This is a genomic window from Paraburkholderia aromaticivorans (assembly GCF_002278075.1).
Lineage (GTDB): Bacteria > Pseudomonadota > Gammaproteobacteria > Burkholderiales > Burkholderiaceae > Paraburkholderia > Paraburkholderia aromaticivorans.
In genome coordinates this window covers 1,071,722-1,085,108 of the sequence record NZ_CP022990.1, presented here as the reverse complement: position 1 = coordinate 1,085,108, position 13,387 = coordinate 1,071,722, and the positions used below count along the sequence as shown (strand labels likewise).

The window sequence follows — 13,387 nt, the reverse complement described above, 5'->3', positions numbered from 1 at the left end:
ACGAAAGTCTCTCAATATCGCATGGCGATGGCGCCTGCGCCATGCCTCGCAAAAGGGTGTTGTAGCCGTGACACTCTCGGGTAAATCCGTACCGTTAGCGGCTTCGCGTTCCGAGCTACACTCTTTTGAAGGCGCGTCAGGTCAGAAGAGCACGGCGCCCGCTCGGGGAGAGCAGCATGAATCGGCCACTGGTTCGGTTACCGTTTCGCGCGACAGGCACGGCGCCTGCCCGGAAGTGGTTCAAATGGGCGCTGGCGGCAGCGTTATTGCTCGCGCTGGCCCTCGCGGCGCGCTTTTGCCAGGTCGAGATCGAAACATCGCGATTGCAGGCGCGCTATCTCTCCGAATTGACTCGCGACGTGGGTTTCTCCGTCGCCGACGGTCCCAGTCACGCCATCCGTTTTCCCGAATCCAGCCAGGGCCCTTACGACAGCCGTCTGGGCTACGCGCTGTTGCCGTCGATCCAGCAGCGCCTGTTGCAAAACGGATTTGCCATCAGTGCCCAGGCGCGCGACTCCGAGCGGATGCTGACGCTGGCGGATAACGGCCTCTTTCTTCCATACGAAGAAAAGGACCGCGCGGGCTTGCAACTCTTCGACGGCACCGGCGCGCCGCTTTTCGCCGCGCAGTTTCCTGGCCGCGTCTACGATGACTTCGACGCGATTCCGCCGCTCGTCGTGAATTCGCTGCTTTTTATCGAAGACCGCTATCTGCTCGATCCGGATCAGCCGAACCGCAATCCGGCAATCGACTGGGGACGCTTCAGCCGCGCCCTGGCCGATCAAGGCGTGCGCGTGTTCAACCACCATCAGGCACAACCCGGCGGCAGCACGCTCGCCACGCAGATCGAAAAATTCCGCCACTCGGCAGGCGGGCGCACCGCGAGCCCGCCGGAGAAATTACGGCAGATCGCGTCGGCTTCGGTGCGTGCTTATCTGAACGGCCCGCAAACCATGCCGGCGCGCAGGCAGATCGTGGTCCACTATCTCAACTCGGTGCCGCTCGCCGCGCAGCCGGGTATCGGCGAAATCAACGGCATTGGCGACGGGCTCGCCGCCTGGTACGGACGCGATTTCAACGACGTCAACCGTATTCTGACAGCGCCGTCGACCGAACAGAATCTGCCGGAGCAGGGGGTGGCGTTCCGCCAGGTGCTTTCGCTGATGATCGCGCAGCGCGCGCCGTCGTATTTCCTGCATCACGGTTACAAGGAACTCGAACGGCTGACCGACAGTTATCTGCGGCTGCTCGCGAACGGCGGCATCGTGTCGATGCCGCTGCGCGATGCGGCGCTGTCCGCCGTGGTCGATTTGCATCGTGCGCCCGCGCGAACGGCGAGCATGGATTCCTTCGTGTCGCGCAAGGCGGTGACGTCCATGCGCTCGCACCTGCTGGCCGCGCTCGGCATTCGGAGTTTTTACGAACTCGACCGCCTCGATCTCCAGGCGACGGGCACGCTCAACAACGCCGTTCAGCAAGCCGTGAGCGAACGCCTCGCCGCTGCCGCTACGCGTGACGGCGCGAAAGCCGCGGGTCTGGTCGGCTTCGAAATGCTGCGCGCGTCGGACGATCCGTCGAAGATCGCCTATAGCTTCACGTTGTTCGAGCGGCGCGACGGCGCCAACCTCGTGCGCGTGCAAACCGACAGCGTCAACCAGCCGTTCGATATCAATTCCGGCGCGCGGCTCAATCTCGGTTCGACGGCGAAACTACGTACCGTGGTGACGTATTTGCAGATCGTCTCCGACCTGCACCGGCGTTATGCACCGCTGAGCACAGCGGAGCTGAAAGCCGTCAAGCCCGATCCGAACGACCAGCTCACGCGCTGGGCGCTCGATTACCTGGCGCACACCTCGAACCGTTCGCTGCAAGCCATGCTCGACGCGGCCGTGGAGCGCAAATACTCGGCCAGTCCCGGTGAAACGTTCTACACGGGCGGCGGCGCGCAGACCTTCAACAATTTCGAATCCGACGACAACAGCCGCATCCTGACCGTGCACCGCGCCTTCCAGCATTCGGTGAACCTGGTGTTCGTGCGCCTGATGCGCGACATCGTTCACTACGAAATGGTGCAGACCACCGGCCCGTCGTCGCAATGGCTGGGCGATCCGGCGACCCGCAAGATGTATTTGACGCGCTTTGCCGATCAGGAAAGCCGCGTGTACATGAATCGTTTCTACACGAAGTATCACGGCAAAACGCGCGATCAGGCCTTGACGCTGCTGCTGCTCGGCGTGCGTAAATCGCCGCCCAAAGTGGCGACGGTGTTGCGCAGCGTCGCGCCGGACGAGTCGAATGCATGGTTCAACGCTCAGATGCGCACGGCGCTGAAAAATACGCCCGCCGCCTCGGTGCTCGACGACGAAGACCTCGCGAACCTGTACGTCAAATACGCCATCGACCGCTTCAATCTGAACGACCGCGGCTATATCTCGAGCGTGCATCCGTTGGAACTGTGGACCCTCAACTATCTGCGCGAGCATCCCGACTCCACGCTCGACCAGATCCAGCGTGCGAGCCGTGACGTGCGTCTGTCGACCTATTCGTGGCTCTTCAAGACGCGCTATCACGCGACGCAGGACCGCCGCATCAAGCGGATGGTCGAACTGCGCGCCTATGATGCGATCGGCAAATCGTGGCAGGCCCTTGGTTATCCGTTCGCGACGCTCACGCCTTCGTATGCGGCGGCGATCGGCGCGTCGGGCGACCGGCCCGCCGCGCTCGCGCAATTGATCGGCGTGATTGCCAACGACGGCAACAAGGTGCCGACCGAAAGCCTCACGCAACTCGATTTCGCGAAAGACACGCCTTACGAAACGCATTTCCGCCGCGCGGCGGTGGCGCCGCAGCAGCAGTTGTCGCCGGAAATCGCGGGCGTGGTGAAAGCGCTGTTGCGTGACGTGGTGACGGGCGGCACGGCGAAGCGTCTTGCGCAAGGCATGACGTTCCCAGACGGTCAGACGCTGCAGGTGTACGGCAAGACCGGCACCGGCGATCAACGCTTCAATGTGTTCGCCAAAGGCGCCCGGCTGATCGAGTCGCGCAAGGTGAACCGCAGCGCGACCTTCGTGTTCGCGATGGGCGACCGCTTCTACGGCACGCTGACCGCGTGGGTGCATGAACCGTATGCCGCGCATTACGAGTTCACGAGCGCGCTCTCGGTGCAGTTGCTGAAGTCGCTGGCGCCGGTGTTGCAGCCGTTGCTAAACGATGCGCCTGTGAAAACGGCGTCCACGACGAAGGTCGCAACGCAATGAGCAGTGCGTGAAGCGTGCCGGTGTGGTCCGGATGGACCGCACCGTCAGGGGCTAATAAACCGCCTCCGCTGCCGGTTTCAGAAACAGCTCGTGCACGGGCGCGAAATGCGCGTAGAGCGGCAGAATCGCGCCCCCCATGGCGCGCGCATCGGCGCCGATCGCGCCTTCCAGCAATTGCGGACGCACCATGCCTTCCCATTCGAAGCGGTCGAGCACGCGCTCGGTGCGGCGAATGATTTGCCGCACCAGCTGCCGGTCGAGTTCGCCGTCGATCACGACTGCTTCGAGGTCGAGCAGGGCGGCTGCATTGGTCAGCGCGTTGGCGATCGCGGGGCATGCGCTGTCGAGCCATTGCTCGGTGAGCCGCCACATCTCCGGCGAGAGCGCGCGATGATCGTGCGCGGCCGCGGCCGGCGCACCCGCATCGGTCAATAGCTTTTCGAGCACGAAGCCCGAGGCCGCATGCAGCAGCTGGCGCGCGGGTTTGCGCGGACCGCCTTCGCGCAGCGGAATCGAACCGACCGCGCCCGCGTTGTCGTGCGGGCCGCCATGCAAACGGCCGTCGATGACGAGGCCGCCGCCGATAAACGTGCCGACGAACAGATACAGAAAATTGTGGATCCCGCGGCCCTGGCCCATCACGAGCTCGGCGGCGCAGGCGGCCGTGGTGTCTTTGGCGAACTCGACGGGCAGGCCCGTCATGGTGGCGATGCGCGAGCGCAGATCGATCTCGTGCCACGCCTCCAGCGCGTCGGGCGGCGCGCCGAGAAAGTCGCGCCAGCCGCCAAGCCACAGCGGCGCCGCGACGCCCACGCCGACAACCTGGTCGGCCTTCGCGCCGAGCGTCTGGTTCACGCGCGCGAGTTTGCTTTCGAGCGCGGGAAACAGCGTGCGCGGATCGGGATACGCGTAGTCGAAGACATCGCGATGCACCACCTGGCCGGCGAAATTCATTGCCAGCACGTCGAGACTGCGGCGTCCCACCTTGATGCCGATGGTGTACGCCCCCTCAGCGCGCAACGCGATCGGCACCGACGGCTGGCCGATCCTGCCGCGCACGCGAGCCTGTTTTTCGAGCAGGCCGTCGTCGATGAGGCGCTCGACGATCATCGACACCGTCTGCATCGACAGACGCGTGAGGCGGCCCACATCGGCTTTCGGCAGCGGCCCGTGCAGGCGGATCGCCTGCAGCACGATGCGCTCGTTGAACTGCCGCATGCCGACCTGGTTCGAGCCGACCGTGCGTTTGAGGGGCGAGCGGGTGCCGGTGGTTTCCATGGTGAGAATCCGCTCAGCAGGAGGCGGGCATCAGGCAATCGCCTTGACGTCTGCTTCCTTTGCGCCCGTCATGATCGCCACGGCTTCCGACATGTGGATGTCTTTCCGGTTCACGAGCGCGGCGCGCCGGCCGAGTCGCTGGATGTGGATGCGGTCGGCGATCTCGAACACGTGCGGCATGTTGTGGCTGATGAGGATCACGGGCAAGCCGCGATCACGCACGCGGCGGATCAGTTCCAGCACCATGTTGCCTTCCTTCACGCCGAGCGCGGCGGTGGGTTCGTCGAGAATCACCACATGCCGCGCGAAGGCCGCGCTGCGCGCCACGGCCACGCCCTGGCGCTGGCCGCCCGAGAGCGTTTCGACCGCCTGGCGCATCGAGCGGATGCCGATCTGCAGATCTTTCATGTGCGCGGTCGCTTCGTCGAGCATGCGGCGCTTGTCGATCATCTTGAAGATCGAGCCGCGCCAGCCGGGTTTCAGCAGTTCGCGCGCAAGGAACAGGTTTTCCGCGATGCTCATGGCCGGCGCCACCGCGAGTTCCTGGTACACGGTTTCGATGCCCTGGGCGCGGGCATCGAGCGGGCTGCGGAACTTGACCGGTTTGCCGTCGAGCAGAATCTCGCCTTCGTCGGGTACGGTAGCGCCGGAAAGCGCCTTGATCAACGACGATTTCCCCGCGCCGTTATCGCCGATCACGGCCATGATCTCGCCGGGCAGAACTTCGAAATCGCAACCGTCGAGCGCGGTCACGTTGCCGTAGCGTTTGATGAGTCCGCGCGCCTGCAGAACGGGCATCGCGGTAGAAGCGGAAGTGGGTGTCGACATGACAGGCTCCTGTGTCGGCCAAAGTCGGCGCCTGAGCGCTGACTGCGGCCCCATGCACGTAGTGCGATTGCGGTTAACCGCGACGATGGGAAAGTTTGTCCGCGGCCACCGCGAGAATCACCAGCATGCCGGTGATCAACACCTGGTAGACCGAAGAAACACCGATCAACGTGAGACCGTTGCGGAACACGCCGACGATCAGCGCGCCGAGCAGCGTGCCGACAATCGAGCCGCGCCCGCCGAACAGACTCGTGCCGCCGAGCACGACCGCGGTAATACTGTCGAGATTCTCGGTCTGCCCGGCCTGCGGGTCGCCCACGCCGGTGCGCGACACCGACAGCAGCGCGGCGATGCCGTAGATCGCGCCGGCCAGCGAATACACGGTCAGCAGGATCTTCTGCGACGACAGGCCCATCAGGCGCGCGGCCTCGGGGTTGTTGCCGAGTGCGTACAAATGCCGGCCCGGCACCGTATCGCGCAACACGAACCAGGTCGCCAGATACATCAACAGCGTGAGCACGGTGCCGTACGTGACATCCGCGGGGCCGAGCTTGAACGTGTTGCCGAAGAACATGATCGCGTCCGGCAGGTTCGACACGCTCTCGGCGTTCGAATAGATCTGCGTGAGCGCAAAGGCGATATTCAGCGTGCCCAACGTGACGATGAAGGCGGGCAGTTTGATGCGCGTGATCAGCACGCCGTTGAGCGCGCCGAACAGTGTGCTCGCGCCGATCCCGCACAGAATCGCGAGGACCGGCGGCACGCCGAGCGTGACCGCGAATTTGGTCATGATGATCGAGCCGAACGCCATCACCATGCCGCAGGACAGATCGATGCCGCCGGTCAGCACGATCAGCGTCTGGCCGATGGCGATGACCGCGACCACCATGGTTTGCTGCAGGATCAGCGAGAGGTTCTGGAACGACAGGAAGCGGCTGCTCTGCGAGATGAAGAAGCCGCAAGCCAGCACCAGTGCGATGAGTGGCCCGACCTCGGCAAGCGATGGCATGCGCTCGGCGAACGAGCGGGAATGGCCGGCGGGCGCGGATGGAGTCGACATGATGGATGACCTCGATGCATGAGCGTGGCGCGGGAGCCACGCGGCAATTCCGATGGCGGCCCGGCGAAGCGGGCCGCTGTGTTCAATGCGCGTTACTTGTTGCCCCAACAGTTGTCGAGGCCGAACTTCGTGTCCTTGCTGTCGATGCCGGACATCGGCTTGTCGGTGATCAGCGTCACGCCGGTGTCCTGATAGCCGGAGACCTTCTTGCCGGTCTTCGCGTACTCGACGCCGGCCGTCACGCCGAGCGAGGCCATTTTGAGCGGATATTGCTGCGAGGTCGCGGCGATGGCGCCGGCCTTGACGTTGCGCACGCCTTCACAGCCGCCGTCGATCGAGACGATCATCACGTCCTTGTCCTTGCCCGCCGCTTTGAGCGCGCGATAAGCACCCGCCGCCGCCGGCTCGTTGATCGTGTAGACCACGTTGATGTCGGGCGACTTCTGCAGGCAGTTTTCCATCGCCGTCTGGCCCTTGGCCTGATCGCCGCGCGTGTCCTGGCTGCAGACCACCGACGGATCGCCTGCCTTTACGCCGAAGCCTTCCAGGAAGCCGTTATGACGCAGCACGCCAACCGACACGCCAGGCGCGAGATCGAGCGTGGCGATCTTCGCCGGCTTGCCGTTCAGCGCGGCTTTGGCGTATTTGCCGATCAGCACGCCGGCCTTGAAGTTGTCGGTGGCGAAGAGGGCGTCGGTGGCGTCCTGCGGATCCGTCGGCGTGTCGAGCGCCACCACCATCACGCCGGCGGCGCGGGCTTTCCTGATGCTCGGCACGATCGCCTTGGTGTCGCTCGGCGTGATCAGAATCGCTTTCGCGCCGGCCGTCATCATGTTTTCGATGGCGGTGACCTGGCTCGCGTTATCGCCGTCGAACTTGCCCGCGGCGGTGACCAGCTTCGCGCCGTCTTTCGAGGCGGCCGCCTCGGCCCCCTGTTTCATCTTCACGAAGAACGGGTTGGTGTCGGTCTTGGTGATGAGGCCGACGACAGGCTGATCGGCCGCCTGGCTCGCGCTCGCACACCACACCGCCGATGCGGCGACGCACATCGACACGATTTTCCTGGCGACAGGAAGCCTGCGGGAATTCAGATTCATGGGACGCTCCTCCGGTTCTTGGCAACGACGTTGTGGACTGCTGGCGGCTGCCCGCGCGAACGCTGCGCGCTGACAACCTGGTTTGCGGCTCGATGCGACGAGGCGGTTCGAAACGACCTCCGCCGACTCGATTCTCGCCCCTTAAATCACTCAGGTTGATTTAGTACAGCAGGCGCGCGGACGCTCGTCAAGGAAACGATCGGCACGGGCGGTGACGCGCGAAAACCCGCCGTCGGGCGCTGAGCCTTACCTGGCAGGGTTCGACGGGCGTGGTGCGATGCAAGATCGGGCCTTCGGGCTTGGGGAAAGTCCTGGCTCGAATGAAAGGAGATTGAAGGCTGGGAGAGCGTTTACCAGGCCCAACGGTTTGCGGCGTGACGGAGATTCAGTGACCTTCCAAATGCGCGGCGCGCGCTGGCGGCGATGCAACGATCGTCACCCACGCGCGCTGCGGCGCATGGACTTACCGGCGCGGCACGAGCGTTTGCCGGCGGGTTTCGAGTTGCGTGACGACGCGTTGCAAGGTCCGCTCGGCCGGGCCCGGTGTCGCGACGAACTTGCAGCCGATCACGAAGCGCCGGTCGCCCTTCGCTGTGCTCACCTGGCGCGGCGCGACGATTTCCAGATCGAGCCGCAGCGTGCCGAAGCTGCCGAGTTGCAGCGCGACCTCGCGCAGCACGGTGCCGCTTTCGAGCGAGCCGAAGCGTTCGTCGGCCGTCTTCAACGCGACGCCGCCCAACGAGAGGTCCAGCAATTCCAGCCGGAACGAGCCGCCGTCCACGTACGACCCGCTTGCGATGTACGGGTCAAGCACGGGCGTTTGCACGCGAAAGAATTCGCGGCGTTGAACGTAGTAGAGCAACGACGGGAAGGGCGCTTCGAACGCCGGCAATCCGTCGAACATGACCGGCGTGGCGCCGGGTGTGGTGAACTCGGTGCGAATGCCGCCAGGCAGGCTGCGGAACGTCAGTTGCCGTGCAGCGGGCAGCGCGGTGTTGTCATCGGCCACGCTGCCGGTATCGAACACGAAGCGCGCATTGCGCGAGTCGACGTCGAGTATCTGCGTGACGATCTGCCGGCCGCCGAATTCGACCGTGACGAAGTCCTGTCCGGCTACCAGGTTGCGCAGACAAACGGCGATTTGCAACGGATGGCGCTGCGCGAAGTTCGAGGCGGCGTGATGATTGTGTTGCGCGACTTCAGCGTCCTGCAGGAGATCGGCGATCATTGGAATTTCCATGCGTGTAATGGCCTTGGCCTGGCCAGTTGGAGAGCGCGGGCGGCCTCCAGGTCGCGCGGCGCCCGGCCTTTACCTGTCTGATTGCAGGGACCGTGCCAACTGCATGGAGCGGGAAATGAACGCGGTGCGCGCGCCGCCGAACCGCTTGCCGCGGAGCGTTTGCGGCCTGTCACGGGCGGTGCGCGGGGAGGCCGCTACGGGCTGAGGGCGGGTTTGCTACGTAACGTGCGCGATGCTGTTACGGCCACATCACCGCGAACGCGGTGCGCCGGTGGATGCGCGCACAACGAGTTCGGGCGGCGAGGAAATCCGCATCGGCACGCCGGCGGGGTCGCGTCCCGCCTGGCCATACGACGACTCGATCAGCTCGCGCAACAGCGATACCGCGAGTCCGGCCACCTCGGCCGTCGGCACGGCGACCGTCGTCAACGCGGGGCGCGACTCGCGTGCGAGCTGAATGTCGGTGATGCCGATCACGGACAGGTCCGTGGGCACGTGCAGACCGAGGTCGGCGGCGGCGTGCATCGCGCCGAGCGCGGGCAGGTCGTTGGTCGCGAAGATCGCGGTGAGCTTCGGATCGCTTTCGAGCAGCGCGCGTGCCGCGGCGTAGCCGCCCTGAATCGTGTCGGCCGCATGCTTCACGCGGCTTTTCGGCGCGCCGCTCGCGCGCAGCGCGTCGACGAAGCCTTCGTAACGCGCCGCGTGAATGCCCGACGCTTTACTGCCGACAATCGCGCCGATCCGCCGATGACCGAGCTCCAGCAGATGCGTGCCGGCCAGTTCGCCCGCCCGCCGGAAATCGACCGCGACACACGGCAGCCCCGGCGGCTCGTCAGGCCGTTCCCACATGCATAGCACCACCGGCGTGCCGCGCGACTCGGTTGTATGAAGATCGGCGAAGTCGAGGTTCGCATTCGTCACGAGCACGCCTTCGGAGAGCGTGCCCGCGATCTGGTCGAGATACGCGCGGCCGGTCAACGGATCTTCGTTCGTATTGCAGATGATCACGAAATGGCCGCTCGTGCGCGCCGCGCGTTCGACGGCGAGCGCGAACTCCGGATAGAACGGGTTGGCGATACTCGACACCATCAGCGCGAGCGTGGGCGCGCGACCCTCGGCGAGTGCGCGCGCGGCGAGATGCGGGCGGTAGCCGAGCGCCTGGACGGCGTCCAGCACGCGTTGCCGGGTGGTCGCGCCGACCCGGCCGCGATTGCGCAGCACGTTGGACACGGTGGCGGGGGTGACGCCGGCATGACGCGCGACTTCGCTAAGAGTGGGCATGGCTTTCAGTATTTGGGATGGCTGCCCGACATTTGCATCGCAGTCAAAGGCGCGGCACCATCTCTCGCACAGACAAAACGATATCGGAGACAGGCAAGGCCCCACGATCCACAGCGATCGTTTTTTTGGCCTCGCTGATTAAGCGCTTAATCTCCGACTTCGAGCCGATTAAACCACGGAGTCGATGCAATGGCGAGCATTTCGTTAAGAGGCGTGCAAAAGGCGTATGGCGACGGCGCGCCGGTGATCCGCGACGTCGATCTCGAGATTGGCGAGAACGAGTTCTGCGTGTTTCTCGGGCCGTCCGGTTGCGGTAAATCGACTTTGCTGCGCATGATCGCGGGCCTCGAGGATGTGACCGACGGCGACCTCTCGATTGGCGGCCGACTCGTGAACGATGTGCCGGCCGCGCAGCGCGGCGTGGCGATGGTGTTTCAGAGCTACGCGCTGTTTCCGCACATGACCGTGTTCGAGAACATGGCATTCGGCCTCAAGTTATCCAAAACCCCGAAGGACGAGATCGACCGCAAGGTGCGGGAAGCCGCGCGCATCCTGCAACTGGAGGCATTGCTCGAGCGTAAGCCGAAAGCGTTGTCGGGCGGTCAGCGGCAACGCGTGGCGATTGGCCGTGCCATCGTGCGCGAGCCCGGCGTGTTTCTGTTCGACGAGCCGCTTTCCAATCTCGACGCTACGCTGCGTGGCCAGACCCGCATCGAGATTGCGCGGCTGCACAAGCAGTTCGCCAAGGCCAGCGTGGTCTACGTGACGCACGACCAGATCGAAGCGATGACGCTCGCCGACAAGATCGTGCTCCTGCATGCCGGCAAGGACACCGAGCGCTACGGCAGCATCGCCCAGATCGGTGCGCCGCTCGAGTTGTATCACCGTCCTAAGAGCCGTTTCGTCGCTGGCTTCATCGGCTCGCCGCGGATGAATTTTCTGCCGGCACGGGTGGCGTCGATCGATGCGCAAGGCGTGGGCGTGACGCTCGATCACACGGCTGAAACCGTGCGCGTGCCGGTGAGCGGAGCGGGCGTGCAAATCTCGCAAGCGGTCACGCTCGGCGTACGTCCTGAACACCTGGAGCTGGTCGACAGCTCTTGCGTTGCGCCGGACGAGACCGTGTTGACGCGCACCGTGTCGCTCGTCGAACAGCTCGGCGAACACAGTTATGTCCACCTCGATCAGCCCGGCGGCACCGCGCTGATCGCCAAAGCGCCGGGCGATACGCGCCTCGCGCCCGGCGCGCGCGCCAGCCTGCGCGTGCCTCGCCCCGCTTGCCATTTGTTTACCGAAGACGGCTTTGCCGCCGCTTCGCTCGAATCCGTCGAACACTACGCATAGAGGACATTCGGATGCGCCTTGGAGTCTGTTATTACCCGGAACACTGGCCGGAGTCGATGTGGGAAGACGACGCCCGCCGTATGAAAGCCCTCGGCATCGACCAGGTGCGGATCGCCGAGTTTGCCTGGAGCCGGATCGAGCCTACGCCCGGCGAATACGATTGGGGCTGGCTCGACCGCGCGATCGATGTACTGGGCGCGGCCGGCCTGAAGGTGGTGATGTGCACGCCGACGGCGACGCCGCCCAAATGGTTGATCGACCGCCATCCCGACATTCTGCCGATCGGCGCGGACGGCCGTCCTCGTGCGTTCGGTTCGCGGCGCCATTACGACTTCTCGTCGCCGTCGTATTTCGCCGCGTCGCAGCGGATTTGCACGGCGGTGGCCGAGCGCTACGGCAAGCATCCGGCCGTCGCCTACTGGCAAACCGATAACGAATTCGGCTGCCATCACACGGTGGTCAGTTATTCGCCGGCAGCCGTGGGGCGTTTTCGCGAATGGCTCAAGGCGCGCTATCACACCATCGACGCGTTGAACCGCGCCTGGGGCACGGTGTTCTGGAGCATGGAGTACCGCAGCTTCGACGAGATCGACGCGCCGGTGGCGACCGTGACGGAAGCGCATCCTTCGCATCGGCTGGATTACCGGCGTTTTGCGTCCGACGAGGTGGCGCGCTACAACCGCATGCAGGTCGAGATCATCCGCGCGCATTCGCCGGGGCGGCCGGTTGCGCACAACTTCATGCAGCTCTTCACCGAGTTCGATCACTACAAGGTCGCGGCTGATCTGGACATCGCGACGTGGGACAGCTATCCGCTCGGCGCGCTCGAAGAGCAATGGTTCGCGCCGGAGGTGAAAGCGCGTTGGCTGCGCAGCGGGCATCCCGACTTCGCGTCGTTCAATCACGACGTCTATCGCGGCATGTCGAAGCTGCCGTTCTGGGTGATGGAGCAGCAGCCGGGGCCGGTCAACTGGGCGCTATGGAACCCGGCGCCGCTGCCGGGCATGGTGCGGCTGTGGAGCTGGGAGGCGTTCGCGCACGGCGCGGGCTGTGTGTCGTACTTCCGTTGGCGTCAGGCGCCGTTCGCGCAGGAGCAGATGCATGCGGGACTGAACACGCCCGATAACCGGCTCGACGTGGGCGGCACCGAGGCGGCTCAGGTTGCCGGGGAGATTCACGCGGTGCTCGCCGCGAATGGCGACGCCAATGCTTCGATTCGCTCGAAAGTCGCGCTCGTCTACGACTACGAGGCGAAGTGGCTCTTCGAGATTCATCCGCAGGGAGCGGACTTTCACTATCCGCGCTTCGCCTTCGAGTATTACTCGGCGCTGCGTGCGCTCGGACTCGACGTGGATATCGTGCCGGCGGACGCGCCGCTGGACGGCTACAGCATGATCGTCGTGCCGCCATTGCCGGTGGTGCCGGCCGGTTTTGCACAGCGTCTGGCAGACTCCGGCGCACAGATCGTGCTCGGTCCGCGCACGGGTTCGAAGACCGGCGACCTGCAGATTCCCGCGAATCTGCCGCCCGGCGCGCTGGCTGCCGTGCTGCCGCTGCGGGTGTGGCGCGTCGAATCGATGCGGCCGAACGTGACTGAAACGGTGCGCCTTGCCGACAGTGCGGAGGCGAATGGAGACGACGGTTTCGCGCGCCATTGGCGCGATTTCATCGACAGCGACGCGGCGGATTCGCTCGACGTGCGCGCCCGTTTCGCGGACGGCCATCCCGCTTATGTGCGCAGCGGCGCGTTTCACTACTTCGCGAGTCTGTTCGATGATTCACTGACGGTGCGGCTGTTCGAGCGGATCGCGCGCGAGGCGGGCCTCGTCACGATGTCGCTCGGCGACAGCGTACGGGTGAGCCGGCGCGGCGCGCTGACCTACGTCTTCAACTACGGCGACCACGCGCACACGCTCAGCGGTGTGGCCGGCGAAGCCTTCGTGATCGGGTCGCACACGGTCGAACCACAGGGTGTGGCCGTCTACCGAACGCGATGACGATC

Annotated in this window: 9 protein-coding genes; 3 read left to right on the top strand and 6 right to left on the bottom strand. The window is 65.0% G+C overall.

From position 1 onward, the window contains the following. Positions 1–176 precede the first annotated feature (176 nt). Positions 177–3,257 carry a transglycosylase domain-containing protein gene (locus CJU94_RS24585; RefSeq protein ID WP_095421264.1) on the top strand — a complete coding sequence of 1,027 codons (3,081 nt, stop codon included), beginning with the start codon at positions 177–179 and terminating at the stop codon, positions 3,255–3,257. 51 nt (positions 3,258–3,308) lie between these two features. On the opposite strand, the gene CJU94_RS24580 is transcribed toward CJU94_RS24585, so the two are convergent. The 6 genes from CJU94_RS24580 to CJU94_RS24555 form a co-directional block, all read right to left on the bottom strand. Next, entirely contained in the window at positions 3,309–4,535 is a 1,227-nt protein-coding gene (locus CJU94_RS24580) for an ROK family transcriptional regulator (protein WP_095421263.1), read from the bottom strand. A 30-nt stretch (positions 4,536–4,565) separates the two neighbouring features. After that, positions 4,566–5,363, bottom strand: a complete 798-nt coding sequence (locus tag CJU94_RS24575) for an ATP-binding cassette domain-containing protein (RefSeq protein ID WP_095421262.1) — start codon at positions 5,361–5,363, stop codon at positions 4,566–4,568. Between the two features lie 73 nt (positions 5,364–5,436). Continuing rightward, a complete protein-coding gene (locus tag CJU94_RS24570) occupies positions 5,437–6,423 on the bottom strand; it encodes an ABC transporter permease (protein WP_091807372.1) in 987 nt (328 codons plus the stop codon). Positions 6,424–6,515: 92 nt separating this feature from the next. Then, positions 6,516–7,520, bottom strand: a complete 1,005-nt coding sequence (locus CJU94_RS24565) for a sugar ABC transporter substrate-binding protein (RefSeq protein ID WP_095421261.1) — start codon at positions 7,518–7,520, stop codon at positions 6,516–6,518. 463 nt (positions 7,521–7,983) lie between these two features. Then, positions 7,984–8,748, bottom strand: coding sequence for a flagellar brake protein (locus tag CJU94_RS24560; RefSeq protein WP_095421260.1), 765 nt, complete (start codon positions 8,746–8,748; stop codon positions 7,984–7,986). Between the two features lie 261 nt (positions 8,749–9,009). Continuing rightward, positions 9,010–10,041, bottom strand: a complete 1,032-nt coding sequence (locus tag CJU94_RS24555) for a LacI family DNA-binding transcriptional regulator (protein ID WP_095421259.1) — start codon at positions 10,039–10,041, stop codon at positions 9,010–9,012. A 189-nt stretch (positions 10,042–10,230) separates the two neighbouring features. Between CJU94_RS24555 and CJU94_RS24550 the strand changes: the two genes are divergently transcribed. Together CJU94_RS24550 and CJU94_RS24545 are read left to right on the top strand one after the other, a co-directional pair. Next, on the top strand, positions 10,231–11,385 hold the full coding sequence (locus CJU94_RS24550) for an ABC transporter ATP-binding protein (RefSeq protein WP_095421258.1): 1,155 nt from the start codon (positions 10,231–10,233) through the stop codon (positions 11,383–11,385). An 11-nt stretch (positions 11,386–11,396) separates the two neighbouring features. Next, the gene (locus CJU94_RS24545; protein WP_095421257.1) at positions 11,397–13,382 is read left to right on the top strand and encodes a beta-galactosidase; all 1,986 of its coding nucleotides are present in this window, start codon (positions 11,397–11,399) and stop codon (positions 13,380–13,382) included. The last annotated feature ends 5 nt before the right edge of the window (positions 13,383–13,387 follow it).

Coding starts and splice junctions, on each gene's coding strand:
- CJU94_RS24585 (WP_095421264.1), top strand. CDS start 177: ATGAATCGGCCACTGGTTCGGTTACCGTTTCGCGCGACAGGCACGGCG.
- CJU94_RS24565 (WP_095421261.1), bottom strand. CDS start 7,520: ATGAATCTGAATTCCCGCAGGCTTCCTGTCGCCAGGAAAATCGTGTCG.
- CJU94_RS24575 (WP_095421262.1), bottom strand. CDS start 5,363: ATGTCGACACCCACTTCCGCTTCTACCGCGATGCCCGTTCTGCAGGCG.
- CJU94_RS24545 (WP_095421257.1), top strand. CDS start 11,397: ATGCGCCTTGGAGTCTGTTATTACCCGGAACACTGGCCGGAGTCGATG.
- CJU94_RS24550 (WP_095421258.1), top strand. CDS start 10,231: ATGGCGAGCATTTCGTTAAGAGGCGTGCAAAAGGCGTATGGCGACGGC.
- CJU94_RS24560 (WP_095421260.1), bottom strand. CDS start 8,748: ATGATCGCCGATCTCCTGCAGGACGCTGAAGTCGCGCAACACAATCAT.
- CJU94_RS24580 (WP_095421263.1), bottom strand. CDS start 4,535: ATGGAAACCACCGGCACCCGCTCGCCCCTCAAACGCACGGTCGGCTCG.
- CJU94_RS24570 (WP_091807372.1), bottom strand. CDS start 6,423: ATGTCGACTCCATCCGCGCCCGCCGGCCATTCCCGCTCGTTCGCCGAG.
- CJU94_RS24555 (WP_095421259.1), bottom strand. CDS start 10,041: ATGCCCACTCTTAGCGAAGTCGCGCGTCATGCCGGCGTCACCCCCGCC.